Annotated in this window: 24 protein-coding genes and 1 tRNA gene; 19 read left to right on the top strand and 6 right to left on the bottom strand. The window is 65.7% G+C overall.

Translation table 11 applies throughout. The features are described 5' to 3' along the window. Positions 1-35 precede the first annotated feature (35 nt). Both FG91_RS06640 and FG91_RS06635 read right to left on the bottom strand, forming a co-directional pair. A complete protein-coding gene (locus FG91_RS06640; RefSeq protein WP_037513518.1) occupies positions 36-2,480 on the bottom strand; it encodes a TonB-dependent receptor in 2,445 nt (814 codons plus the stop codon). Between the two features lie 663 nt (positions 2,481-3,143). Further along, positions 3,144-3,217, bottom strand: a tRNA-Gln gene (locus tag FG91_RS06635). 156 nt (positions 3,218-3,373) lie between these two features. Between FG91_RS06635 and FG91_RS06630 the strand changes: the two genes are divergently transcribed. Together FG91_RS06630 and FG91_RS06625 are read left to right on the top strand one after the other, a co-directional pair. Next, positions 3,374-4,666 carry an FAD-dependent oxidoreductase gene (locus tag FG91_RS06630; protein WP_037513517.1) on the top strand — a complete coding sequence of 431 codons (1,293 nt, stop codon included), beginning with the start codon at positions 3,374-3,376 and terminating at the stop codon, positions 4,664-4,666. Next, entirely contained in the window at positions 4,663-5,064 is a 402-nt protein-coding gene (locus FG91_RS06625) for a DoxX family protein (protein WP_152568022.1), read from the top strand. Before FG91_RS06630 ends, FG91_RS06625 begins: the two co-directional genes overlap by 4 nt. A gap of 4 nt (positions 5,065-5,068) precedes the next feature. Here the strand turns inward: FG91_RS06625 and FG91_RS06620 are convergent, their stop codons facing one another. Next, on the bottom strand, positions 5,069-6,340 hold the full coding sequence (locus FG91_RS06620) for a dipeptidase (protein WP_037513703.1): 1,272 nt from the start codon (positions 6,338-6,340) through the stop codon (positions 5,069-5,071). Positions 6,341-6,418: 78 nt separating this feature from the next. Between FG91_RS06620 and FG91_RS06615 the strand changes: the two genes are divergently transcribed. The 3 genes from FG91_RS06615 to FG91_RS06605 are packed head-to-tail and all read left to right on the top strand — an operon-like array spanning position 6,419 to position 9,038. Then, the gene (locus tag FG91_RS06615) at positions 6,419-7,594 is read left to right on the top strand and encodes an acyl-CoA dehydrogenase family protein (RefSeq protein ID WP_037513516.1); all 1,176 of its coding nucleotides are present in this window, start codon (positions 6,419-6,421) and stop codon (positions 7,592-7,594) included. A gap of 5 nt (positions 7,595-7,599) precedes the next feature. Continuing rightward, entirely contained in the window at positions 7,600-8,796 is a 1,197-nt protein-coding gene (locus FG91_RS06610) for an amidohydrolase (RefSeq protein WP_037513702.1), read from the top strand. Then, positions 8,793-9,038, top strand: coding sequence for a GlsB/YeaQ/YmgE family stress response membrane protein (locus FG91_RS06605; protein WP_037513515.1), 246 nt, complete (start codon positions 8,793-8,795; stop codon positions 9,036-9,038). The genes FG91_RS06610 and FG91_RS06605 overlap by 4 nt, the downstream gene beginning before the upstream one ends. A 3-nt stretch (positions 9,039-9,041) precedes the next feature. On the opposite strand, the gene FG91_RS06600 is transcribed toward FG91_RS06605, so the two are convergent. Next, positions 9,042-9,767, bottom strand: a complete 726-nt coding sequence (locus tag FG91_RS06600) for an AAA family ATPase (protein WP_052187364.1) — start codon at positions 9,765-9,767, stop codon at positions 9,042-9,044. 57 nt (positions 9,768-9,824) lie between these two features. Next, complete coding sequence (gene nadB / locus FG91_RS06595; protein ID WP_037513512.1) at positions 9,825-11,402, bottom strand: L-aspartate oxidase; 1,578 nt, start codon at positions 11,400-11,402, stop codon at positions 9,825-9,827. Positions 11,403-11,474: 72 nt separating this feature from the next. On the opposite strand from nadB, the gene FG91_RS06590 reads away from it, so the two are divergent. After that, complete coding sequence (locus FG91_RS06590) at positions 11,475-12,299, top strand: endonuclease/exonuclease/phosphatase family protein (protein ID WP_037513511.1); 825 nt, start codon at positions 11,475-11,477, stop codon at positions 12,297-12,299. 3 nt (positions 12,300-12,302) lie between these two features. Here the strand turns inward: FG91_RS06590 and FG91_RS06585 are convergent, their stop codons facing one another. Then, positions 12,303-13,223, bottom strand: coding sequence for an ABC transporter ATP-binding protein (locus FG91_RS06585; protein ID WP_037513509.1), 921 nt, complete (start codon positions 13,221-13,223; stop codon positions 12,303-12,305). A 101-nt stretch (positions 13,224-13,324) separates the two neighbouring features. Here FG91_RS06585 and FG91_RS06580 point away from each other — a divergent pair, with 101 nt between their 5' ends. The 13 genes from FG91_RS06580 to FG91_RS06520 all read left to right on the top strand — a co-directional run bounded on the left by FG91_RS06580 (position 13,325) and on the right by FG91_RS06520 (position 25,227). Then, positions 13,325-13,885, top strand: coding sequence for a DUF4402 domain-containing protein (locus tag FG91_RS06580; protein ID WP_235211966.1), 561 nt, complete (start codon positions 13,325-13,327; stop codon positions 13,883-13,885). 134 nt (positions 13,886-14,019) lie between these two features. Then, on the top strand, positions 14,020-14,217 hold the full coding sequence (locus tag FG91_RS06575) for a zinc-finger domain-containing protein (RefSeq protein WP_037513506.1): 198 nt from the start codon (positions 14,020-14,022) through the stop codon (positions 14,215-14,217). Positions 14,218-14,338: 121 nt separating this feature from the next. Next, positions 14,339-14,893 (top strand): DUF4402 domain-containing protein, encoded by a 555-nt coding sequence (locus tag FG91_RS06570; protein ID WP_161785631.1) that lies wholly within the window; start codon positions 14,339-14,341, stop codon positions 14,891-14,893. A gap of 42 nt (positions 14,894-14,935) precedes the next feature. Beyond that, complete coding sequence (tldD, locus tag FG91_RS06565) at positions 14,936-16,378, top strand: metalloprotease TldD (RefSeq protein WP_037513505.1); 1,443 nt, start codon at positions 14,936-14,938, stop codon at positions 16,376-16,378. Positions 16,379-16,596: 218 nt separating this feature from the next. Continuing rightward, a complete protein-coding gene (locus FG91_RS06560; RefSeq protein ID WP_037513504.1) occupies positions 16,597-17,817 on the top strand; it encodes a hypothetical protein in 1,221 nt (406 codons plus the stop codon). 83 nt (positions 17,818-17,900) lie between these two features. Further along, positions 17,901-18,302, top strand: a complete 402-nt coding sequence (locus FG91_RS06555) for a hypothetical protein (protein WP_037513503.1) — start codon at positions 17,901-17,903, stop codon at positions 18,300-18,302. 83 nt (positions 18,303-18,385) lie between these two features. After that, positions 18,386-18,961 carry a DUF924 family protein gene (locus FG91_RS06550; RefSeq protein WP_037513502.1) on the top strand — a complete coding sequence of 192 codons (576 nt, stop codon included), beginning with the start codon at positions 18,386-18,388 and terminating at the stop codon, positions 18,959-18,961. Between the two features lie 34 nt (positions 18,962-18,995). Then, on the top strand, positions 18,996-19,559 hold the full coding sequence (locus FG91_RS06545) for a pyridoxamine 5'-phosphate oxidase family protein (protein WP_037513500.1): 564 nt from the start codon (positions 18,996-18,998) through the stop codon (positions 19,557-19,559). After that, on the top strand, positions 19,559-19,789 hold the full coding sequence (locus FG91_RS06540; RefSeq protein ID WP_037513498.1) for a putative signal transducing protein: 231 nt from the start codon (positions 19,559-19,561) through the stop codon (positions 19,787-19,789). The genes FG91_RS06545 and FG91_RS06540 overlap by 1 nt, the downstream gene beginning before the upstream one ends. A 15-nt stretch (positions 19,790-19,804) precedes the next feature. Beyond that, positions 19,805-20,503, top strand: coding sequence for an endonuclease/exonuclease/phosphatase family protein (locus FG91_RS06535; RefSeq protein WP_037513496.1), 699 nt, complete (start codon positions 19,805-19,807; stop codon positions 20,501-20,503). 261 nt (positions 20,504-20,764) lie between these two features. Continuing rightward, positions 20,765-21,103 carry a P-II family nitrogen regulator gene (locus FG91_RS06530; RefSeq protein WP_037513494.1) on the top strand — a complete coding sequence of 113 codons (339 nt, stop codon included), beginning with the start codon at positions 20,765-20,767 and terminating at the stop codon, positions 21,101-21,103. A 17-nt stretch (positions 21,104-21,120) separates the two neighbouring features. Next, the gene (locus FG91_RS06525; RefSeq protein WP_037513700.1) at positions 21,121-22,470 is read left to right on the top strand and encodes an ammonium transporter; all 1,350 of its coding nucleotides are present in this window, start codon (positions 21,121-21,123) and stop codon (positions 22,468-22,470) included. Positions 22,471-22,821: 351 nt separating this feature from the next. Beyond that, positions 22,822-25,227 carry a TonB-dependent receptor gene (locus FG91_RS06520; protein WP_037513491.1) on the top strand — a complete coding sequence of 802 codons (2,406 nt, stop codon included), beginning with the start codon at positions 22,822-22,824 and terminating at the stop codon, positions 25,225-25,227. Positions 25,228-25,315: the final 88 nt, after the last annotated feature.

The raw sequence follows: 25,315 nt of genomic DNA, 5'->3' as shown, positions 1-25,315 counted from the left end.
GCGTGGGTCACGCGCGAGTGGGGTGGACGCCGCCATCACAGCTTCGTCCGCAGCGTCGCGCCGATCGTGCGCGGTTCGCCGATCAGCGAGGTGACGATGCCAGTGTTCTGCGCCGACAAGGTCTGGAAATAATCCTTGTCGAACAGGTTGCGCGCCCAGAGCGACAGGTCGAACAATCCGTCGTCGGTCTTGAAGCCGATGCGCGCGTTCGCGATCCCATAGGCGGGCACATCGGCATAGATGCTGTCGCTCGACGAAGTGTTGAACGACGAGCGATGCGAATAATCGGCATGCGCATAGATCGACAGGTCGCGCCCGCCGAGATTGCCGAGCGGCGCCGACACGTCGCCGCCGAGCGTGTAAGTGAATTTCGGCACGCCGGGCAGCTGCTCGCCTGTCAGGTCCTGAATGCCCCCCTGGTTGAGCCGTTCGGGCGCCTGCGGCGCGGTGCGGTAATCGCTGTACGTCGTGTCGGCATAAGCGACCGAGGCATAGAAGCTCGCGCGGTCGCTCGGCGCATAGCTCAGGTCACCTTCGACACCCCGCGAGCGCACCCCCGGAATATTCGCGATATATTGGCGGACGTTGACCGTATTCGGCACCTGCTCGGTGATCGCGGTCTGATAATCGCTGATTTCGGTCCAATAGCCCGCGACGTTGAGCGTCACCGCCTTGTCGAACCATTGCGACTTGATGCCGAGCTCGTAGCTGTCGACCTTTTCGGGTGCGACGTCGGGATCGATCCCCGCGGGCAAGTTGGTGAGGTTGAGCCCGCCCGACTTGTTCCCGCGCGAATAGGTCGCATAGGCGAGCGCATCGTCCGAGAATTGCCACGACAGCGTCGCGAGCCCCGATACGCTATTGTCCTTGAACCCCGTCGAGTAACTGGTGACCGGATTGAACTGCGCGCGGAGTGCCGCCGCCTGTGCCGCCAATCCCGCAGGCAGGGTCGACAGGTTCGTCCCCGCGACATGGAATTGGTTGAACGATCCGCTCTTCTTTTCGTGCGTGTAGCGCAGCCCCGCGGTCAGCGTCAGCCGGTCGGTGAATTTCCAGTCGAGCTGGCCGAACAGCGCATAGCTTTTGGTGCGCGGATCCGAGGTCGAGTTGGCCTCGAACCCATTGAGCGCGGCTTCCCACGCGGCGAGCGGGATCGGCGAGGTCGCGGGGCGGTTCCACAGCGCGGCGGCGGAGCCATAGGCGCTCGCGCCCTTGCCGCGGATCACCTGCCAGAAATAATAGGCACCGACGACATAGTTGATCGGCCCGTCACTGTCCGACGCCAGCCGGATTTCCTGGCTGAACTGGCGCTGACGGTTCGCCTGCTGCGCCTTGACGATCACCGGAAGCGAGGTCGAATCGCCATCGTTGGCGGGGTTCCAGTCCCACCAGCGATAGGCGGTGATCGAGGTCAGTTTCGCCGCGCCGACGTTCCAGTCGACCTGCCCCGACACGCCATAGCCGTCCATGTTCGACTGATAATGGCTGTTCGCCTCGCCGCGCCGCGCGAAAGGATCGATCGCCGGGAAGCTGTAACCCGGGAACCGCGCCGCACGCTCGGCGAAGCTGTTCGGGATCGCCGCACCATTCTCATAGGCGCCGAAATAATCGGCGAAGATGTTGAGGACGTGGTTCTGCTTCTGCCGCGCAAAGTCGCCGATGATGCGGACTTCGAGGTCGGCGGTCGGGGTGAACAGCAACTGCCCGCGCACGCTCCAGTTCGAATAATCCTGCGCGCGCTCATTCTGCGTGTCGTTGTAAAGGAAGCCGCGCCGCTCTGTCACCGAGCCGCTGACGCGCACCGCGAGCAGATCGTCGACCAGCGCCCCCGACGCCGATCCGCGCAGCTGGTAATAACCATAGTCGCCGACGGTCGCCTCGCCCGAAAATTCGGGGTCGAAGCTCGGTTTGCGCGAGCTGATGTTGATCGCGCCCGAGGTCGTGTTCTTGCCGAACAGCGTCCCCTGCGGCCCGCGCAGCACCTCGATCTGCTGCAGGTCGACCAGATCGAACTGCGACTGGCCGACGCGGCCGAAATAGACATTGTCGACATAGAAACCGACGCCGTTCTCTAACCCGTCGTTGGTCAGCGCGACATTGCTGCCGAGCCCCCGGATATTGATGTTGGTGTTGCGCGGGTTGAAGCTGAACACCTGCAGGCTGGGCACGATCTGCTGAATCTGCGTCAGCGTATAATTGCCCGTCTGCTCGAGCTGCGACGCGCCGACGACCGACAGCGCGATCGGCACATCCTGCGCGCTTTCGTCGCGGCGGCGCGCCGACACGATGATCTCGGCGCCGTCGTACGAGGCGGCGGAGGCGGCTGCGACCGCCGCGCCGGCGGCTTCTTCGTCGACCGCGGCGTCGGCGGCGGCGCCGGTCTCGGCGGTGGTTTCGGCGGCAAAGGCCGGTGCGGCGGGCAGCAACAGCGCCGCACCGAGCAGAAACTTCAAACGATGATCGGGAGAGAAACGGTTCATTATATTGGGTCCCCGGGCGGTGATCCCGCCCCCTTTTTGATGTGATGAATGGTGGCGCGGTGCGCCGCGCCGGATCGGGACGCCGCCAGCTCCGCTCCCCACAGCGCGCGGGCGGCGCTGCGCAGGGACGCAGGATAGCGAGCCAGATCCGACAGGTCGGATTGGGTCAGCAAAGGCATGATTTTTCCCCACGCCGGCGCTCGGGTGCCGGACGTCAGGCCGCAACGTCTCGCGTGAGGAGTCGCGGCTGGAGATGATGGAAGGCCGCTGAGCGAGAAGGGCGCGGTCGGTCCGCTACCCCGCACAAACGCGCGGCGATGATCTAGTTGATGCTGTTACACATACGCATCGCAATACCCCTTCTGGGGGAACGCAATGCCTGGCGATGTCGCCCGAGCATCACGCGCTTTAGCCGTTGGTAACGCGGAGCAAGCTGCTTCCCGGTCAAAAGCCGCGGGTCGAGGGGGAGAGCCCGTCATTCGTCTCGACCAGTCCCGAATGACAATGTCAACTTAATCGATTGATTTTAGATTCGTCAACGGGGCAGACCGCTTTTTGCGGCGAAGAAAATCTATCGGCGGACAAGCCGGGGCTTATCGGGCGCGCAATCAGGCCGCCTGGCACTTGCCGGACGCTTCAACGATCGGGATTTGAAGGAAGCTCTGGATGCCCCGCGAGGATTCGAACCTCGATAGGCGGTATCAGAAACCGCAGTCTTACCATTAGACGACAGGGCAGCAGAGGCGGGCCAAATATGACTGCACGGCCCCGCTGTCAAGGCTGGTTCGCCCACCCGAACAAGTCCGCTTGCCCTGACGCATTTCGCCGCTAGCATCGCCCGCATAACAAGATAGGGGCCGCGCGCCCGCGCGGACACCCGAAGGAGTGGGTTGATGCGTCATGTCGCGATCGTCGGGTCGGGCCCTGCGGGTTATTATACAGCCGAAACATTGCAGAAAGCGGACGATATCGCGGTCGACGTCATCGACCGGCTGCCCGTCCCCTATGGCCTGATCCGCACCGGCGTCGCGCCCGACCACCAGTCGATCAAGGCGGTATCGCGCCGTTACGAGGGCACCGCGCTGACCGATAACGTCCGTTTCGTCGGCCATGTTTCGGTCGGCACCGACGTGACGATCGACGAGCTCGTCGCCCTCTACGACGCCGTCATCCTCGCGACCGGCGCCCCCAACGACCGTCCGCTCGACATCCCCGGCGCCGACTTGGGTGGCGTGATCGGCAGCGCCGCCTTCGTTGGCTGGTACAACGGCCATCCCGATTTCGCCGACCTGAACCCGCCGCTCGACGCCCCGGGGGTCGTAGTGATCGGCAACGGCAATGTCGCGCTCGACGTCGCGCGCATCCTCGCCAAGACGCCGGGCGAGTTCGCCGGCAGCGACATTGTCGCGCACGCCCGCGATGCGCTGGCCGGAAGCGCGGTGCGCCACATCCAGATCCTCGGCCGCCGCGGCCCGCACCAGATCGCGATGACGCCGAAGGAACTCGGCGAACTCGGCCATCTCGAACGCGCCAGCCCGCGCGTCGACCCCGCCGACCTGCCGCCCGAGGGCGACGATGCGCTGCTCGAACCCGGCATGCGCAAATCGGTGACGCATCTGCGCAGCTTCACCGCCAATCCGGTCGCGAAACCGGTGACGATCGACTTCGATTTCTTCGCCATGCCCGTCGCGCTCGAGGGGGACGGCCGCGTCCAGCGCGTGATCGTCGAGCGCACGACGCTCGACGCCGACCTCACCAGCCACGGCACGGGCGAGACCTATGCGCTCGATGCCGGGCTGGTGATCAGCTGCATCGGCTACCAGACCCCGCCGATCCCCGGCGTGCCTTATGAGCACGGGCGCGGCCGTTTCGCGAGCGACGAGGGGCGCATCCTGCCGGGTCTCTACGCCGTCGGATGGGCGCGGCGCGGCCCGTCGGGAACGATCGGCACCAACAAGCCCGACGGCGCGCGCATCGGCGAAATGGTGCTCGAGGATATCGGCCGCGGTGCGGGCAAGGCGGGACGCCCCGGGCTCGATGCGCTGCTCGCCAGCCGCGATGTCACCCCCGTCACCTTCCGCGACTGGCGCCGGATCGAGGAGGCCGAAGTCGCGGCCGCGCTCGACGGCCGCCCGCGCGAGAAATTCACCAGCATCGAGGCGATGCTCACCGCGCTCGGGCGTTGAACGCGCCGGTCCGCACAGCGCTGCGCTGGCTGCTCGCGCTCGCCTATGGCTATGCGGGCTGGGCGCATCTGACGCGGCCCGCGCCCTTCCTCGCGATCACCCCGCCGTGGGTGCCGCAGCCCGAGCTGGTCGTCGCGGCGACCGGCGTTGCCGAAATCGCGGGGGCGATCGGGTTACTGATCCCTGCGACGCGTAAGGCCGCCGGCTGGGGCCTCGCGCTCTATGCGCTCTTTGTCTGGCCCGCCAATTTTCACCACGCGCTCGCCAATGTCGCGATCGGCGGCGAGACGCTGGGCTGGTGGTATCACGGCCCGCGCCTCGCCGCGCAGCCGCTGATCATCTGGTGGGCGCTGTGGGCGGGCGGCGCGACCGACTGGCCGTTTCGCCGCCGCCCCTAGCCCCTTATTTCGCGACCGGCGTCTCGATCGGCGGCTGGCCCTTCTGGCTCGCCGCATAGGCTTCGACCGCCTTCAGCACGCGCAGCATGTTGCCACTCGCGATCTTCTCGAGATCGGCTTGCGAATAGCCGCGCTTCGCCAGCTCGGTGAACAGCGCCGGATAGCCCGAGACATCCTCCATGCCGACCGGCGCCGAATCCATCCCGTCATAATCGCCGCCGAGCCCGATATGATCGACCCCGATCGTCTTTTTGAGATGATCGATATGCTCGGCGACCTTCGCGATACTGGTTGTCCGCGCCGGGTTCGCCGCGTCCCACGCTTTCAGCGCCGCCTTCTCCGCCGCCGGATCGCCCGGATACATCGCCTTCAGCCGCGCCTGCTCGGCGGTGCGCGCAAGCCCCTGCGCGCGGACGTCGGCATCGAGGAAGCCCGGCAGCAGCACGATCATCACGATCCCGCCATTCGCCTTCACCGCGGGCAGCACGCTGTCGGGAACGTTGCGCGGATGCGGATTGATCGCGCGGACGCCCGAATGGCTGAACATCACCGGCGCCTTCGCGGTTTCGAGCGCATCCTTCATCGTCGCTTCGCTCACGTGGCTCAGATCGACGATCATCCCGATGCGGTTCATTTCGCGGACGACCTGGCGGCCGAAATCGGTCAGCCCGTCGTGTGCAGGCGCGTCGGTCGCGGCGTCGGCCCAGCTCAAATTCTTCGAATGCGTCAGCGTCATGTAACGCGCGCCAAGGTCGTACATCTGGCGCAGCACTGCAAGCGACGAGCCGATCGAATGGCCGCCCTCCATGCCGAGCATCCCGGCGATCTTGCCCGCCTTCATCGCCTTTTCGAGCTCGGCCGTGGTCGACGCGAGCGCAAGGTCGCTCGGGTAGCGCTGGGCCAAGCGCTTCATCACGTCGATCTGCTCGATCGTCTGCTGCACCGCCAGCTGCTCGTTCGGGTTGCTCGGCACATAGACCGACCAGAATTGCGCGCCGACATGGCCCTTGCGCAGCCGCATCAGGTCGGTGTGCATCGCGATCTCGGGCGGGGTCGCGTCGGGCTTGGCGGTGTCGGTCGTGTCCTGGAAATCGAAGCCGTTGATGACATTGCCCTCGCGCAGCCGCAGCGCCCACGGCACGTCATTATGCCCGTCGAACACCGGCGCCTTTTTGAGCGCGGCTTCGGCGGTCGCTTCGGGCGACTTTTGCGCCATGGCGGGGGTGGAAATGAGGGCGAGAGCGGCGAGGCCGGCGAGCAGGTGCGATTTGTTCATGGCGCGCGACCTTAAGTGCTTGTTGCCACAGCGCAAGCCCGACTTGACGGGAACGTCAACGCCGCGCAGCATCGCGCCATGACAGCCTTCGACGACTGGCGTGCAAGATCGCCCTATTATGACGAAACCCACGAAGCGCTGGCGCAGAGCGTCCGCCGCTTCGTCGCGCGCGAGATCGCGCCGCACATCGATCGCTGGGAGGCCGAGGGCGAGCTGCCGCGCGAACTCCACAAGAAAGCTGCGGAGGCGGGCATCCTCGGCCTGCGCTATCCCGAGCAATATGGCGGGCACAGCGAAGGCTTCGACAATTTCCATGGGCTCGTACTGACCGAGGAGCTCGCCGCGGTCGGCGCCGGCGGCCTCGGCGCCTCGCTGATGACGCACGGCATCGGCCTGCCCCCAATCCTCGCCTTGGGTTCGGAAGAGTTGAAGCAGCGCGTCGCGCCGCCCGTGCTCGCGGGCGAAAAGATCATCGCGCTCGGCATCACCGAGGCGGGCGGCGGCAGCGACGTCGCGAACCTCAAGACCACAGCGGTCCGCGACGGCGACTCCTATATCGTCAACGGCGGCAAGATGTTCATCACCAGCGGCATGCGCGCCGACTGGCTGACCTGCGCGGTGCGCACCGGCGGGCCGGGCGCCGCGGGCATCTCCCTGCTGCTGATCGACATGGGCAGCCCCGGCGTCGAACGCACAAGGCTCGACAAGATGGGCTGGCGCTGCAGCGACACCGCCGCGATCCATTTCGACGGCGTCCGCGTCCCCGCCGAAGATCTGATCGGTCCTGAGAATGGCGGCTTCATCGGCATCATGCGCAATTTCAACAGCGAGCGGCTCGGCATGGCGATGGGCTGCTGCGCCTATGCCCGCGTCGCTATGGCCGAAGCCGCCGAATGGGCGCAGAACCGCGAGACCTTCGGCAAGCCGCTCGTCGGCCACCAGTCGATCCGCATCAAGCTCGCCGACATGGAACGCCAGATCGAGGCAACACAGGCATGGGTCGACCTCTGCGCCTGGCAGGTCAAAAACGGCAAGGACCGCCCCGCGGACTTCGCGATGCTGAAGGTGCAGGCGACGCGCATGCTGGAAAGCGTTGCACGCGAGGCCGCACAGGTCCTCGGCGGCGCGTCCTATATCACCGGCAGCAAGGTCGAACGCATCTACCGCGAAGTCCGCGTCAACGCCATCGGCGGCGGCAGCGAGGAGATCATGCTCGACCTTGCTGGGCGGCAGTTATTTGGAGGAAAGAAGTGAACGAGATCGCCCGAAGCTGGCCCGCCGAGGCCGAAACCCTCCTCCCCGACCTCGTCGACCTCCGCCGCGCGATCCACCGCGAACCCGAACTCGGGCTGCAGAACCCGAAAACGCTCGCGAAGATCAAGGACGCACTCGCCGGGCTGCCGCTCGAATTTCGCGAGGGGCCTTCGACCACGGGCCTGATCGCGATCCTGCGCGGGCCCGCGAACGGGCGCACCGTGCTGCTGCGCGGCGACATGGACGCACTGCCGCTGCTTGAAGACACCGGTCTCGATTTCACCTCCGAGATCGCCGGCGCGATGCATGCGTGCGGGCATGATACGCATGTCGCGATGCTCGTCGGCGCGGCGAAGCTTCTCTGCGCCGCACGCGACCGCCTGCCCGGCACCGTGATGTTCATGTTCCAGCCGGGCGAGGAGGGGCATCATGGCGCGCGCTTCATGCTCGATGACGGGATTATCGACCCGCTGCCCGACGCCGCCTTCGCGCTCCATATCATGCCGAACGCGCCGCACGGGATCTTCGCGGGGCGCGCGGGGCCGCTGCTCGCTTCGTCCGATGTCCTCTCGATCACCGTCAAGGGCGCGGGCGGGCATGCCTCGATGCCGCACGACAGCATCGACCCGATCCCCGTTGCCTGCGCGATCGTCACCGCGATCCAGACGATGGTGACGCGCCGTATTTCGGTTTTCGACCCCGCGGTCGTCACCATCGCGAAGATCGCCGCGGGCACGACGAACAATATCATCCCCGAGACCGCCGAGATGCTCGGCACGATCCGCACGCTGTCGCCCGAGCGCCGCGCGATGGTCGCGCGCGAATTGAAGCGCCTCGCCCCCGCGATCGCCGAGGCGCATGGCTGCACCGCCGAGGTGACGATCGAGGAGGGCTTCCCCGTCACCATCTGCGACAGCCGAGCGGTGAGCTTTGGCCAGTCGGTCGTCGAAGAGACCTTTGGCGAACAAGCCTGGCTGACGATGGACAATCCGGTGATGGGCGCCGAGGATTTCTCCTACGTCCTCGAAAAAGTCCCCGGCGCGATGTTCTGGCTCGGCGCGAGCGAGGCGGGCAGCGACTGGCGCCAATGCTGCGGGCTCCACAGCAACCATATGGTGCTCGACGAGAGCGTGATGGCGCGCGGCGCCGCGCTCCACGCCGCGCTCGCCGAGCGATTTCTCAACGAAGGATACAATGCATGATCAACATCATCGGCGCTATCATCTCGGGCCTCGTCATCGGCGCGCTCGCGCGCTTCTTTTATCCCGGCGCGGTCGAGATGGGGTGGCTCGCCACGATCCTGCTCGGCATCGGCGGCTCGCTCCTCGCCGGCCTCGCGACATCGCGCGGCCGCGGCGACTTCAGCCGCGCGGGCTGCCTCGCCTCGGTCATCGGCGCGATCGTGCTGATTTTTGTCGGACGGCTGCTCGGCGTCGGCGGCTGACGCCTATTCGATCATCGCCTCGACCGTCTCGTGCGGATAGAGCATGAACTCGCGATAGAGCCGGTAATGCGCCGTGTCTTCGAGCTGGACCGGCTCGATCCCGAGCGGGCTGATCTGCCACAGATCCGCGTCGGGCAGCGCCATCAGGATCGGCGAATGCGTCGCCATGATGACCTGGCTGTTGTTGGCGCGCTGGATGCGGCGAAGCAGCTTGAGGAATTCGAACTGGCGCGACGGCGACAGCGCCGATTCGGGTTCGTCGAAAATATAGATGCCCTGCTGATCGGCCCGCTCTTCGAAAAAACCTAGAAACCCTTCGCCGTGCGACCAGGACAGATAATCGGGCCGCCCCGCGCCGACGTCATAGGCGGCCTGATCGACGTAGCGCGCCAGGGTGAAGAAGGTCTCGGCGCGGAAAAAGAAGCCTTTGCCTATCTTGGGGAGCCACGCGGCACGCAGGGTATCGGCCAATAGGCCGCCATCGCTGCCCGAAATATCCGACCGCTCGACGGCCATATGACCATAGCCGCCCCCGCCCTCGCTGAACCCGGCCAGCACCGCGATCGCTTCGAGCAAGGTCGATTTTCCCGATCCATTTTCGCCCACCAAGATCGTGACGGGGCTCTCGAACCGGATTTCGAATCCCGGGTCACCGAACAGCGGGATATTGAAGGGATATTGATCGCGATCGACCGCGGGCTTGTCCGCGTCCGCGGCAGGGTCCCGCATCCACACCCGCCGTAGATAGGGCGGCGGAAGCTTCGTCCGCGACCCTCTAGCCACCGATCACGGCACCAGCACCGTATCGACCGCTTGCGGCAACAAGTCGGGGTAATCGAGTGTATAGTGCAATCCGCGGCTTTCCTTGCGGTGGAGCGCGCTGCGCACGATCAGCTCGGCGCATTGCAGCAGGTTGCGCAGCTCGATCAGGTCGGTCGTGACGCGGAAATGGCCGTAATAATCCTCGACCTCGTGCGTCATCATGTCGATGCGGTGCCGCGCGCGTTCGAGCCGCTTCGTCGTTCGCACGATGCCGACATAATTCCACATGAAGCGGCGGATCTCGGTCCAGTTCTGCTTGATCACCACCTCTTCGTCCGAATCGGTGACGCGGCTGGCGTCCCACGGCCGGATCGCGGGCGGCGCGTCGAGCTGGTCCCAGCTCTCGATGATATGCTTCGCCGCCGCCTCGCCGAACACGAAACACTCGAGCAAGCTGTTCGAAGCGAGGCGGTTCGCGCCGTGCAGCCCGCTCTCGGTGCACTCGCCCGCCGCATAAAGCCCGGGCAGGTCGGTGCGCCCGTCGAGGTCGATCAGCACCCCGCCGCACGTATAATGCTGCGCGGGCACCACCGGGATCGGCTGTTTCGTCATGTCGATGCCGAGCGTCAGCAGCTTCTCGTAGATGTTCGGGAAATGCCCCGCGACGAAATCGGGGTCCTGATGGCTGATGTCGAGGTGGACATAATCGAGCCCCGAGCGCTTGATCTGGTCGTCGTTCGCGCGCGCGACGACATCGCGCGGCGCCAGTTCGGCGCGTGCGTCATAGTCGGGCATATAGCGGTGGCCGGTGACGGGGTGCTTCAAGATGCCGCCCTCGCCGCGCACCGCCTCGGTGATCAGGAAATTCTTGACGTCGAGGTTATAGAGGCAGGTCGGGTGGAACTGCATCATCTCCATGTTCGAGACGCGCGCGCCCGCGCGCCACGCCATCGCGATGCCGTCGCCGGTCGCGCCTCTGGGAGCGGTCGAGAACTGGTACACACGCCCCGCCCCGCCGCTCGCGAGGATCGTCGCGCGGCCGACATGCGCGCGGACCTTCCCCGTCTTTTCGTCGAGCGCATAGACGCCCCACACGCGCCCCGAACCCGAATAGCGTTCCTCGTGCCGCCCGGTGATCAGGTCGATGCACGCTTGCCCCGGCAGCAAGGTGATGTTCGGATGCGCCTCGGCGGTCTTGAGCAGCGCCGCCTGCACCGCCCAGCCGGTCGCGTCGTCGACATGGACGATGCGGCGGTGCGAATGGCCGCCCTCGCGCGTCAGGTGCAGCGCCTCGGCATCCTTGTTGAACGGCACCCCCATCTCGACCAGCCGCTCTATCGCGTGCGGCGCATTCTCGACGACGAACTCGACCGTCTCGCGCCGGTTGAGGCCGCCGCCCGCGATCATCGTGTCCTCGATATGATTTTCGAACGTGTCCCCCGCGTCGAGCACCGCCGCGATCCCGCCCTGCGCCCATGCGGTCGAGCCGCCGGTGAGTTCGCCCTTCGCGAGCACGAGCACGCGGCAATGGTCTGCAAGCGCGATGGCGGCGGTCAGCCCTGCGGCACCCGAACCCACGATGATGACGTCGTATTCACTCATGGCGCCTCTGTTGCACAGCGAGGCGCCGCATGACAGGGGGATCGAAGACGCCGGCCAAGGGAATTTGTCGACATGCTCAAAGCGGAACTTAACCGGCGCGCGCTGCTGACCGCAATGGCGACACTGCCGCTTGCGGCCTGCGCGCATCGCGTCGGGGCAAATCCTCCCGGCGACCTCGGTGTCGCAACCTTTAATATCTGGCACGACGCGGGCGGCCATTGGCCGGCGCGGCGCGCGTTGCTGGCGGCGGCGCTGCGCGAAGCGGACGCCGACGTCATCGCGTTGCAGGAAGTGCTCGAGGATTCGAAAAAGGGCCTGCCGAATCAGGCGGACACGATCGCCCGCGACCTCAGCTACGCCGCAGTCCACTTCGTCGCGCCTGAGCCCGAGGGCTCGCCCAAACGCTATGGCAACGCGATCCTGACGCGCCTGCCAGTGATCGAGGTCGCGCGCCGCAAGCTTGCGCCGCTGTCGGATTATCGCACCGCGATCCGCGTGCGCGTCCGGACCGCAAGCGGGCCGGTCGACATCGTCGCGACGCATCTCGCGTGGCAGCCCGAAGCCGCGGCGGTGCGCGCGGAACAGCTTGCCGATCTGCTCGCCTGGCTACCGACCGACGGCACCCCGCTCGTCGTGATGGGCGATTTCAACGCGCCCCTCGACGATCCCGGCCTCGCTGCGATGGGGCCGCCGCGCTTCGTCTCGGCGTTGCCGCAAGGCGCGGCCGAAACGACGCTCAATCCCGCGCGCGGTCACAAGCCCCGCGTGATCGACCATATCTTCGCCGACGCGGCCGCGTTCGCGGTCTCCGGCGCGCGCGTCATCGGCAACACGCCGGTGGACGGCGAATATCCGTCGGATCACTTCGGGGTCGCCGCGCGCCTGACGCGGCGCTGACGCTCAGGCGGCGCTGCGCGTCAGATTCAGGAACACATCTTCCAGATCGGCCTCGCGCGTCGAGACGTCGACGATGCCATGCCCCATCGCATTGACCGCGGCGAGCACCTCGCCCGCGTTCATGCGGTCCTTGTTATAATGGATCGCGAGCCCGCGCTCACCCTCGCGCTCGACCTTCTCGAACGCCGGGTGCGCCGGCAAGGCGCCGATATCGGCGTCGAGCGTCACGACGACGATCTTCTCGCGCGCCATGTCGACCAATTCACGCGTCGGCTTGTTCGCGATCAGCTTGCCGTGGTTGATGATCGCGATCCGGTCGCAGAGCTCTTCGGCCTCTTCGAGATAATGCGTCGTCAGCACGACGGTGACGCCGCGGTCGTTGAGCCGCTGGACATAGTCCCAAAGCTGCTGGCGCAGCTCGATATCGACCCCCGCGGTCGGCTCGTCGAGCACGATGATCGGCGGCGAATGCACCATCGCCTTGGCGACGAGCAGCCGGCGCTTCATGCCCCCCGACAGCGTCCGCGCATAGGCATCGCGCTTGTCCGACAGATGCACCGCGGCGAGCAGTTCGTCCGAAATCCGTTTGTCCTTCGGCACACCATAAAGGCCGGCCTGATTCTCAAGCGTCTCGTACGGCGTGAAAAAGGGATCGAAAACGATCTCCTGCGGCACGATGCCGATCGAATATTTAGCGTTGCGCGGGTCGGCGTCGATGTCGAAGCCCCAGATGCTCGCATGCCCGCTCGTCTTGTTGACCAGCCCCGCAAGGATGTTGATCAGCGTCGACTTGCCCGCGCCGTTCGGTCCCAAAAGACCGAAAATCTCCCCGCGCGGCACGTCGAAACTGACATTGTCGAGCGCCTGCTTGCCGCCGGCATAGAGTTTGGAGACGGCGTCGATGCGGATGGCGGCTTCACTCATGGCGCCTCCATAGCCGCGCACTTCGGGCTGCGAAAGCCCGCTAATTTTTCATCAGCATCACGTTAACGCTAAATTGGAAACTCGCCGCTAGGACGGCGGCTGTGGGGACCAGTCACATCTTTTGCCCGCTGTCTATGCAGCGCGGCCTAGCCATCTTCGCGCTCCTGATCGCGCCCGCCGCCGCATCGCCGGCGCTGGCGCAGGCGGGCGCGCAAGGCGAAGCCAAAGCCATCGTGCTTCGCCCGCTTTCCTTCTTCAAGGTCAACGACCTCGATTTCGGCGACATCATCCCGTCGGCGACCGCGGGGACGGTGACGATCGAGCCCGACGGATCGCGCTCCCGCACCGGCGGCGTCACGCTCGCCGGAAATGGCGGCGAGCCCGCGCGCTTCGCAGGGCTCGGCACTCAAAATCGCCAGGTCAATATCTCGCTCGGATCGAACACGATCTGGCTCACGGGACCAGGGGTGCGGATGCGCGCCCGCACGTTTGAGATCGGCAGCACGCCGACCGCGATCCTGTCGACGACGCCGACGCGCTTCCGCATCACGTCAGCGCTGGGAAACTATAATTTCCCGGTCGGCGCCACGCTCGAGGTCGGCGCCAATCAGGCACCCGGCGATTACAGCGGCACGTTCACGATCACATTGAACTATCTTTAGACCTTCCGTGGGGGGAAGACGGCACCGGGGGACCACTTGCACCCGAAAGGATGCCTGCACCGGTGCCGTCAATGCCCCCGCAATTGCGCAGACCCGATTGCGGGCGCCCGTCCCGCTTGCTATGGGCGCCCTCGATGACCCAGCCCGCACCCGAAACCATCCGCACGCCCAAGACCCGCATCGCCTGCGACGGCACCGGCGACGGCCTCGCCGATGCGGCGCTCGGCCACCCGCGCGTATGGCTCGAAATCGACACCGACGAGGGCTTCGCCGACTGCGGCTATTGCGACCGCCGCTTCATTCTCATCGGCGGGATCGCCGACAAGGGCTGAACGCCGGCGTTGCCGACAACGCGTGATTCCCGGGCCGCAAGTAAACGGCCGATTCACCACCCCCATGCATCAGTGATGAAGGTCCCGCTGGCATAAGATGTGCCAGACAGGAGCAGAATCTGTGGAGATTCAAGGGACCAGAGACTGTCGGGGAGCTGCTCGCGCCCTGACCATCGCCGCGGCAGCGGCGGGCGCAGCGCTATGCGGACCGGCCTATGCCGCCGACATGCCCGGCACCGCCAATGCGGCGGTCGTTCGCCCGAATACGCTGATCAAGACCGACGATCTCGATTTCGGCACGCTGATCAGCGGGGCGACCGGCGGCACTGTCACGATCAGCCCCGTCACCAATGCGCGCACGACCGGCGGCGGCGTCACCCCGGTGGGCTCGGCGGCGCAGCGCGCGGTGTTCCAGGGCACCGGCGGCATTTTCCTGATCACCGTATCGGGCAGCACCTCGGTCACGCTCACGCGCGCCGGCGGCGGCGCAGCCCCGATGACCGCAAGTCTTGTCCGCGCCGCGAGCACGAGCGGCGGCGGCATCGCGCTGCTCGGCGGGACGTTGCTGCCGAGCGGCGTCCAGACCTATTATATCGGCGGCACGCTCACCGTCCCCGCGAACCAGCCCGAGGGCAACTACAGCGGCACCTTCACGCTCACCGTCAATTATCTCTGACGAATCTTTGCGGTCGGCGGGCGCCGTGCCTATATCGCTCCTATGACAAGCCCGACCGATCCCCGCCGCTTCCTTTATCGCGCCGATGCGCTCGACCCCGATCTGGCGCAGGCGCTCGCGCGCGAAGCGCTCGCCAAGGCCGACGACGGCGAGCTTTACCTGCAATATCGCGCGACCGAGAGCTTCGGTTTCGACGACGGGCGCCTCAAGACCGCCGATTATTCGACCGATGCCGGTTTTGGCCTGCGCGCCGTGTCGGGCGAGATGACGGGCTTTGCGCACGCCAGCGACATCAGCGCCGGCGCCATCCGCCGCGCCGCCGAGACGCTCGCGCTGCTCGATCCCTCAAGCCAAGCGCACGCCGCGCCGCCGCCGCGCACCAACCGCCATCTTTACGACGAAGCGAACCCGCTCGACCTCATCCCCTTCGCGAAGAAGGTCGCGCTCTGCCAGGAAATCGACGCCGCGGCGCGCGCACGCGATCCGCGCATCGTCCAGGTGTCGGTCGCGCTCGCGGGCAGCTGGTCGGTGGTCGAGATCGTCCGCGCCGACGGCTTCCTCGCGACCGACATCCGCCCGCTCGTCCGCCTCAACGTCTCGATCGTGGTCGAGGAGAATGGCCGCCGCGAAACCGGCTATTTCGGCCTCGGCGGCCGTTACATGTACGACCATCTGTTCGAGCCCGCACAGTGGAACCGCGCGATTGACGAGGCGCTCGCGCAGGCGCTCGTGAACTTGCGCGCGGTCGACGCCCCCGCGGGTGAATTCACCGTGCTGCTCGGCCCCGGCTGGCCGGGCGTGCTTCTGCATGAAGCGGTCGGCCACGGGCTCGAGGGCGATTTCAACCGCAAGGGCACCAGCGCCTTTTCGGGCCGCATCGGTCAGCGCGTCGCCGCGCCCGGCGTCACCGTCGTCGACGACGGCGCGATGGACAGCCCCGTCGGCGGCGGCCGCCGCGGCTCGCTCAGCATCGACGACGAAGGCACGCCGACCGGCGAAACGGTGCTGATCGAGGACGGCATCCTCAAAGGCTATATGCAGGACCGCCTCAACGCGCGCCTGATGGGGGTCGAGCCCACCGGCAACGGGCGCCGCGAAAGCTTCGCGCACGCCCCGATGCCGCGGATGACCAACACTTTCATGCGCGGCGGCAACGACGATCCCGCCGAGCTTCTGTCGCGCGTCAAGAACGGCATTTTCGCCAAAAGCTTCGGCGGCGGACAGGTCGACATCGTGTCGGGCAAGTTCGTCTTCAGCTGCACCGAGGCGTACAAGATCGAGAATGGCAAGCTCGGCGATTCGATCAAGGGTGCGACCTTGATCGGCGACGGCCCGAGCGTGCTCACCAAGGTCACCGGCATCGGCAACGATATGGCGATCGACGAGGGCATCGGCATCTGCGGCAAGGCCGGTCAGAGCGTCCCCGCGGGCGTCGGCCAGCCGACCTTGCTGGTCAACGGGCTGACGGTGGGCGGCACAGCCTGATCCCATATCGTCATGCCGGGCTTGACCCGGCACCCGCCTTCTTTTCGCGAAGAAAGGCAGGCCCCGGATCAAGTCCGGGGTGACGAAGATTTGCAGCGCATACGGCCTGTGATCGCCCTCACTTGGCGTTCGCCCCTCCCGCGCATATAGTTTACGCAAACAGAAGAAGAATCGGTCGCATCATCCGCGGGGGCATCCTCCGCAACAGGGAGGGTAATATGCGTTCGAATCTGCGTTTTATTTCCGTGGCGGCCGTCGCCGCGGTCCTCGCCGCCGTTCCCGGCTCGGCGCAAAAAACCACCGGCCCCAAAGAGCGTTACGAGATGGACGTCGCGACGATGTCGGGCTTCGCCGCGATGGCGGGCGGCGGCAGGGGCGGCCTCGGCGGCGCCATGGGCATGATGTTCGGCGGCGATCCGTCGAGCAAGGTCGCGCACCAATTGCTCCTTCGCCTCGGCTCGAACGACGCCGCCACCGCGCCGCCGCCGAAGGGCGACCATTTCTTTCTGCCGCAGGCGAAGATGGGCAAGTCGGTGCCGCTGACCTGGGAGGCGAGCAGGGAAGAGACCGGAACCACGCCATTCGAGCGCCCGAAAGGCCGTCTGCTCCTCTATTGGGGCTGCGGCGCGAAGGCGGGCCCCGGCCAGCCGGTGGTGATCGATTTCGCCAAGGTCGCCGCGGGGCAGATGCCGCCCAATCTCTTCTCCAGCGCGGTCCCCGTCATTCGCGAAGTGAGCAAGGCGAACAGCCGTTCCTATGTCGACTGGCCGAATAGCAAGGGCGGCAAGCAGCCCGGATCGGGCTCATCGCTGCTCGGCGCGCACCGCGTTGCGAGCAATATCGGCCCCGACATCAATTTCACGCTCGCGCAGGATTATATGCAGGGGCTTTCGGCCTCGACCGCGATCCAGGGCGACCAGTCGGTGATGGTGCGCTGGAATTCGGTGCCGAGCGCGACCGGCTATGTCGCGTGGACGATCGGCGGCATGGGCAATGGCGGCGGCAAGAATGACATGGGCGATATCGTCTGGTGGACGAGCAGCGCGTCGAAGGAATTCGGCGGCGGCCTGTGGGACTGGCTGCCGCCCTCGGTCGTCGCGAATCTTGTCACCAAGAAGATCGTGATGCCGCCAACGCAGACGAGCTGCCAGATCCCCGCCGAGGTCAAGAAGGCGTCGGGCGAAATGCTGATCGGCAACCTCAACGCTTTCGGGCCCGAGGCCAATTTCTCCTATCCGCCCAAGCCCGCGGGCAATGCCGCGTGGAACATCGACTGGACCGCGAAGGTCCGCTTCCGCTCGCATACCATGCTGATGGTCGGTGCCGATTTCGGCGGGATGAGCGGATCGAATATGGGCGGCGGCACCCCGGCCGAACCCGCGAAAAAGAAGAAATGCAAAGGCCCGCTGGGCATCCCGCTTCCCGACGGGGCGTGCTGAAACGGCGGCGAGTCAGCGTCTGTTCACGCGGGCGGGCGTAAGAAGGCGCCGGGTAGGGTCTGATGAATATAGGAGTTGAACCCATGCGTCACCTAATCCCGGCGCTTCTCGCCGCTGCCGCAATCGCGGCCGCCCCGGCCGCCACCGCGCGCGAAAAGCTTGCGCCCGAAGATCAGCTTGCCAAGCTGCTCGAAGGCCGCGTCGCGGGCGAACCGCAGGATTGCATCTCGCTCTCGACCGCGCGCAGCTCGCAGATCATCGAAAAGACGGCGATCGTCTACAAGGTCGGCAGCACCTATTGGGTCAACCGGCCCAAGGGCGGCGCCGAATCGCTCGACGATGACGATATTCTCGTGACCAAGACGACCGGCAGCCAGCTGTGCAGCATCGACGCCGTCGAACTGCGCGACCGCACGAGCCATATGTACGCCGGCTTCGTGTCGCTCGGCCAGTTTGTGCCGTACAAGCGCGTCAAGGGCGAATAGCTTCGTTCGTCATTGCGAGGCCGCAGGCCCGCGGCAATCCAGAGCTTGCATAAACCGCTCTGGATTGCTTCGCTGCGCTCGCAATGACGAATGATCCTGAAACACCCACCCCGCCGCCCGCTGACTGGGCCCGGCAACTCCTCGTCTTCTGGTTTGACGAGCATGGCATGGACGACTGGTACGGCGGCGGCGGCGAATTCGATCAAGCGGTCCGCGATCTGGCCGAAGGCTGGCACGAAGCCTTGCGATCGCAGCCCGCCGAAGCCTTCCTCACCGATCCCGACACCGCGCTTGCCGCGGCGATCCTGTTCGACCAGGTGCCGCGCAACATCTATCGCGGCCACGCCGATGCCTTTGCGACCGACGATCTCGCCCGCGCGATCGCGCGCGGCATCGTCGCACACGGCTGGCACGAACACTGGCCCGACGAACGGCGCCAATTCGCCTGCCTGCCCTTCCAGCACAGCGAGAATATGGACGACCAGCGCGAATCGCTGCGCTTGTTCGCGGCGTTCGACGCCCCGATATTCCAGGACTATGCGCAAAAGCATTTCGACGTCGTCGACCGCTTCGGCCGCTTCCCGCATCGCAACGAGGCCCTCGGCCGCGCAACCCGCGCCGACGAGGACGCCGCGATAGAAGAGGGCAAGAATTGGTGATAGGGCGAACCGACCAATCCAGCGGAGCCCGAGCATGGCCGAATTTACCGAAACGCTGACCGACAAGCATATCGCCTTCATCGAAAAGCAGCCGGTCTATTTCACCGCGACCGCCGCCGTCGATGCACGCATCAACCTGTCGCCCAAAGGCTATGCCGACAGCTTCCGCATCCTGTCGGACCGGCAGGTCGCCTATCTCGACCTCGGCGGATCGGGCAACGAAACGCACGCGCACCTGGCCGCCGACGGCCGCATCACGATCATGTTCTGCGCCTTCGACCGCAGCGCGCTGATCCTGCGCATCTATGGCCGCGGGCGCCCCGTGCTGCCGCAGGATGCCGAATGGGACGCGCTCGCGGCGCATTTCACCCTGCTCCCCGGCACGCGCCAGATTTTCGTGATCGACGTCGACAGCGTGCAGACGAGCTGCGGCTGGGGCGTGCCAATGATGGAATTGCAGCACGAGCGCGACACGCTGCAGAAATATCACCGCCAGGCCGACCGCACGCTGTGGGTCGAAAAGTTCAAGGAGCGTGATCGCAGCATCGACGGCCTGCCGACACGCCCGACCGACCGTTTCATCGCGGGCGACGCCTGATGCCACTCGTCGAATTGGTGCGTCTGCCCAACGGTGCCGAGGCCGAGCTGCTGCGCGGCCGGCTGGAGAGCGCCGGGGTTCACGCCGTCTGCTTCGACGCGGGCATGAACATCGCCGAAAGCGTCGGGCTGATGATCCCGGTCCGCATCATGGTGCTCGACGAGGACCTCGACGAAGCCCAGGCGCTGATCGCCGAATTCGAGGCGAGCGGGAACGGAAACGCGGCCTGAGCGCTTGAAAAACACATGATCAAGGTCGCCAGTTACAATATGCGCAAGGGCATCGGCCTCGACCGGCGCCGCGACCCGGGCCGCGTGCTGTCGGTGCTCGGCGAGCTCGATGCCGATATCGTCGCGCTCCAGGAAGCCGACCGCCGCTTCGGCGCGCGCACGAGCGCGATCCCGCCGCATATGTTCCAAGAGCATAGCGACTATGTGCCGGTCGACCTCCTCAGCGGCCGTCCCTATGCGATCGGCTGGCACGGCAACGCGCTGCTCGTGCGCAAGGGCGCCGTGGTCGAGGAAAGCCATGCGCTGCACCTGCCCATGCTCGAGCCGCGCGGCGCCGTCGCCGCGACGGTCCGCATCGGCGATACGCGGCTGCGCGTCGTCGGCATGCACCTCGATATTTCGGGGCTGCGCCGCCGCCAGCAGGCGCGCGCGATCCTCCACCATATCGCCGAGGGCGAGGAACTGCCGACGATCCTGATGGGCGACTGCAACGAATGGCGGCCACGCGGCGGCTGCCTCGCCGATTTCGGCGAGCGCCACCGGCTTGTCGACACCGGCCACAGCTTCCACAGCCGCCGCCCGGTCGCGAAGCTCGATCGTATTTTCGCGACCCCCGATCTTGAAGCCGTCGAGGCGGGCGTCCACCAGAGCGCGCTCGCGGCGCGCGCGTCGGACCATCTGCCGATCTGGGCTCGGTTCAAGGCGGCCGAGTAGAAAACGTCGCCCCTGCGAAGGCAGGGGCCGCAGTCGGCCTTGCCCTTCGTCGATGCGTAAACGATGGCGGCCCCCGCCTTCGCGGGGGCGACGGCTATTTGCCCAAAATTTAGGCAATTACCCGCCTCGCCTGCCCACCGAACGACCGAATTGGTCGCTCACCCCGCCCTCTCCGTCACAAAATGTTAACTTTCGCGCGCCCTGCGCAATCTGGCACGGGCGTTGCAGTGCAACATGGTGCCATTTGCAAAAGGGGGCGTCATGAAGCTGATCTTGGCCATCATCAAACCATTCAAGCTCGACGAGGTGCGCGAGGCGCTCACCGGTCTGGGCATCGCCGGCATGACCGTGACCGAGGTCAAGGGCTTCGGCCGGCAAAAGGGACAGACCGAAATCTACCGCGGCGCCGAATATGCCACCAACATGGTGCCGAAGGTAAAGATCGAGCTCGTCTGCGACGATGCGCTTGCACCGCGGGTCGTTGAAACGCTGCAACAGACCGCCGGAACCGGCTCGATCGGCGACGGCAAGATTTTCGTCCTCGACGTGGGTCAGGCGGTGCGCATCCGCACCGGCGAGACCGGCGAGGCGGCACTGTAATGACGAAGGGGGAAAATATGACGTTCGCAAAGAAATTTGCGGCGGGCGCCGGGGCCGTCGGCCTCTCGCTGTTCGCCGCGCTGCCCGCCTGGGCGCAGGAAGCCGCCGCGGCGGCACCCGAACCGGTGGTCGAAGCTGTCGTCGACAAGGGCGATACCGCCTGGATGATGACCTCGACCATCCTCGTACTGCTGATGATCCTGCCGGGCCTCGCGCTCTTTTACGGCGGTCTGACACGCACCAAGAATATGCTGTCGACGATGACGCAGATCGGCGCCGCCGCCTGCCTCGCGATGATCATCTGGGTGATCTACGGCTACGGCCTCGCCTTTGGCCCCGAAGGCAATGCCTTCATCGCCTGGGGCAAATTCTTCCTTGCCGGTGTCACGCCCGACAGCCTCGCCGACACGTTCAGCGACGGCTTCAAGCTGCCCGAATATGTGTTCATCAGCTTCCAGATGACCTTTGCCGCGATCACCCTCGCGCTGGTCCTCGGATCGGTCGTCGAACGCATGAAATTCTCGGCGGTGATGGTGTTCGGCGCGATCTGGCTGACGATCGTCTATTTCCCGATCGCGCACATGGTGTGGGCGGTGGGCGGCCTCTTCTTCGAAATGGGCGCGCTCGATTTCGCCGGCGGCACCGTCGTGCACATCAACGCGGGTGTCTCGGCGCTCGTCGCCGCGCTGATCCTCGGCAAGCGTATCGGTTACCAGAAGGAAATCATGGCGCCGCACTCGCTGACCCTCACGATGGTCGGCACCGGCATGCTGTGGGTGGGCTGGTTCGGCTTCAACGCCGGCTCGGCGCTCGAAGCCAATGGCTCGGCAGCGCTCGCGATGATCAACACCTTCGTCGCGACTGCCTCGGCCGCGCTGTTCTGGATGCTCGCCGAAAAGCTCGCGGGGCATAAGCCCTCGGCGCTCGGCTTCTGCTCGGGTATCATCGCCGGCCTCGTCGCGGTGACCCCGGCGGCAGGCAATTCGGGGCCTTTCGGCGCCATTGTCCTCGGCGCGGCGGCTTCGTTGATCGCCTTCTATGCGGTGACGGTGCTCAAGCCCAAGCTCGGCTATGACGACTCGCTCGACGCCTTCGGCATCCATGGCGTCGGCGGCATCGTCGGCGCGATCGGCACCGCGATCGTCTATGCCCCCAGCCTTGGCGGCCCCGGCGGCGACGATTTCGCGATCGGACCGCAGCTCGTGACTCAGATTTCGGCGGTCGCCGCGACGATCGTCTGGGCCAGCATCGGCACCGTCATCGCGATCTATGCCGCCAAGCTGCTGACCGGCCTCCGCGTTTCGGAAGAGGTCGAACGCGAAGGGCTCGACCTCGGCGAACATGGCGAGCGCGCCTACAACTACTGACGAGACAGGATACCCGTCGCCGCACGTCTCTCTCCTTTCAAACGGCGGCGGCGGGATCCTACCGAGGTTCCTCCTGCGAACCACTGGCCGGGGCTTGCCCCCGGCCATTTTTTAGATTTGTGGCCGGAACGGCCACTGGCCGGGACACAGGTCCCGGCCTTTTTTAATGGTGGGAACGGCCGCGGGCGCGGAGCGCAGTCCCGTCCATTTTGTCATTTTCTTACTGTGGCTGGCGCGCAACATGTCCCGGCCATTATTTCGCGCAATATTCATGCGCCATTGCGTAATGGAAACAAGAGGCGCACCCTCCCGGCGGACCAGCGTAGATTGGCCATCAGGAGGAGGATTATCATGAATGCACGAGCATCTATGCTCGCGGGCTTGTCGTGCCTTGCGCTCGCAAGCACCCCGGCAGTGGCACAGAACGCACCGGCGAACAGCTATGACGGCAACGAGATTATCGTCACCGCGACCAAGCGCGACGCAAGCCTGCAGGACGTTCCCTTTTCGATCAACGCGCAGACCGAACAGGCGATCGAGCGCGCGAACGCGAGCACGGTCGAGGATCTGTCGCGCAATGTCGCGGGCCTGACGGTCCAGAATCTCGGGCCCGGCCAGAGCCAGGTGTCGGTACGCGGCGTTTCGGCGGGGCAGATCGCGCGCGACCAGCCCGGGGTGAAGGAACAGGTCGGCGTCTATCTCGACGAATCGGTCGTCTCGCTGTCGCTGTTCACCCCCGACCTCGATCTGTTCGACCTCAACCGCGTCGAGACGCTGCGCGGGCCGCAGGGCACGCTCTTCGGCTCGGGTTCGGTCGGCGGCACGCTCCGCTACATCACCAACCAGCCCAACCTCGACCGGATCGAGGGCAAGGTCGAAGGCAATGTGAACCTCGTCGACGGCGACGATTTCGGTGGCCATTTGAAGGGCGCGATCAACCTGCCCCTCAGCCCCAATCTCGCGATGCGCGCGGTCGGCTATTACACGCGCTACGCCGGCTTCATTAATGCGCTCCGCGAAGGCGGCGGCGAGAGCGAGGACGTCAACAGCGGCGAACGCTATGGCGGACGCTTCTCGCTGCTATGGAAACCCGCCGAGAATCTGTCGATCACCCCGCGTTTCGTCTATCAAAAGGTCAAGACCGACGGCTTCAACCGGCAGGAGGTCTATAACCTCTACGCCAACCAGTTCACGACGACCCGGCCGCGGGTGACCTTCGAGGAGCGCCAGCAATATCTGCTGCTCGACGAGGCGTTCGAGGATGAAGTCAAGCTCTTCGACCTCACGATGAACTATGACGGCGACGTGATCGGCGTGACCTCGGTGACGACCTATACCGACCGCGACATTCTGGTGAGCCGCGACGCGAGTGCACTAACGGGCAGCGTGTCGGTCGACCTCGGCTTCCCGGTTGCGGGCATATTATTGCCCTCGAACCTTGTCGACACCACGGGCGTCAAGCAATTCACGCAGGAATTGCGGGTGAACTCGGCGGGCACCGGTCCGTTCCAATGGCTCGTCGGTGGCTATTATGCCAACGTCAAACGTGACTATACCCAGCGACTGCCGACGCCGGGTTATGACGCGTTCACCGATGCGCGGTTCGGCGCGGGCACCTCGGCGGCGCTCGCTAACGGCTTTGGCCCCGATTCGCCGTACAATGCCGACATCCCCTATGACCTGTCGCAGATCGCAATTTTCGGTGAGGTTAGCTACGACTTCACCGAAGCCCTCACCGCGACGCTTGGCGGGCGTTATTATGCCTTCGACGAAAGCCGGCGTTTCGTGTCGGGCGGCCTGTTTCCGAACGGCGACAACGCTCGCGACAAGACCTCGTCGACCGGCTTCTCGCCGCGCCTGCTGCTCAGCTACGATGTCGCCGACGGCATCACGCTCAACGCGCAGGCGTCGAAGGGCTTCCGCCTCGGCGGCGTCAACGATCCGCTCAATCTGCCGCTGTGCGACGCCGGCGTACCGAACGGCCCCGATGCGCAGACATTCGGCGGCCGGCCGCGCTACGACGACGAAACGCTGTGGAACTATGAAGGCGGGGTGAAGGCGCAGTTCGGCGGCATCACCTTCAACGCCGCGGGCTTCTATACCAAGATCAACAATCTGCAGGTCACCGCCGATGCCGGCAGCTGCTCGTCGCGTATCGTGTTCAACGCCGACGCGCACACGATGGGACTCGAGGTCGAGCTGTCGGCCAGCCCCTTCACCGGGCTCGATCTCGGATTGTCGGGCAGTTATGTCGAGGCCGAATTCGATTCGACGCTGACCCGCCCGGATGGGACGGTGATCGAGGGCATCCGCAACGGCAACCGCCTGCCCTCGGTGCCGAAGTTCCAGATGGCGGCGAACGCGACCTACAGCTTCCCGATCGATGCATCGTCGGACACCAGCGCCTTCGTCACGGCATCCTTCCAGCATGTCGGCAGCCGTTATACGCAGCCCGGCGATCAGGAAAACAATCCACGGACCTTCACTTTTTCGCCCAATGGACTGCCGCGGCCCTATTTTGGCGCAACCGGCCTGGAGCAGACCACCCTTAACCTGAAGCTGCCCGATTATCAGCTGGTCAACATCGGCGCGGGGATCGAGTTTCCGAACGAGCTCGAAATCTCGGTCTATGTGAACAATCTGCTCGACGAAAATGCGCTGCTCGCCTTCGACCGCGAACGCGGCGGGCGCGCGCGCCTCGGCTTTGCGACGAACCAGCCGCGCACCTTCGGCGTCACGGTTCGCAAGGGCTTTTGAGGGGGAGAAATGGGCCGGGCGCGGATGCGTTCCGGCCCATTTTTACGCTCTGAAATGTTGCACAAAATTAGCGCAGCATTGCCGCAAT

Origin of the sequence: Sphingopyxis sp. LC81, from assembly GCF_000756375.1 — a bacterium.
Taxonomy (GTDB): Bacteria; Pseudomonadota; Alphaproteobacteria; order Sphingomonadales; family Sphingomonadaceae; genus Sphingopyxis.
Note: the sequence above shows the minus strand (reverse complement) of the source record. Positions and strands in the feature narration are given on the sequence as shown.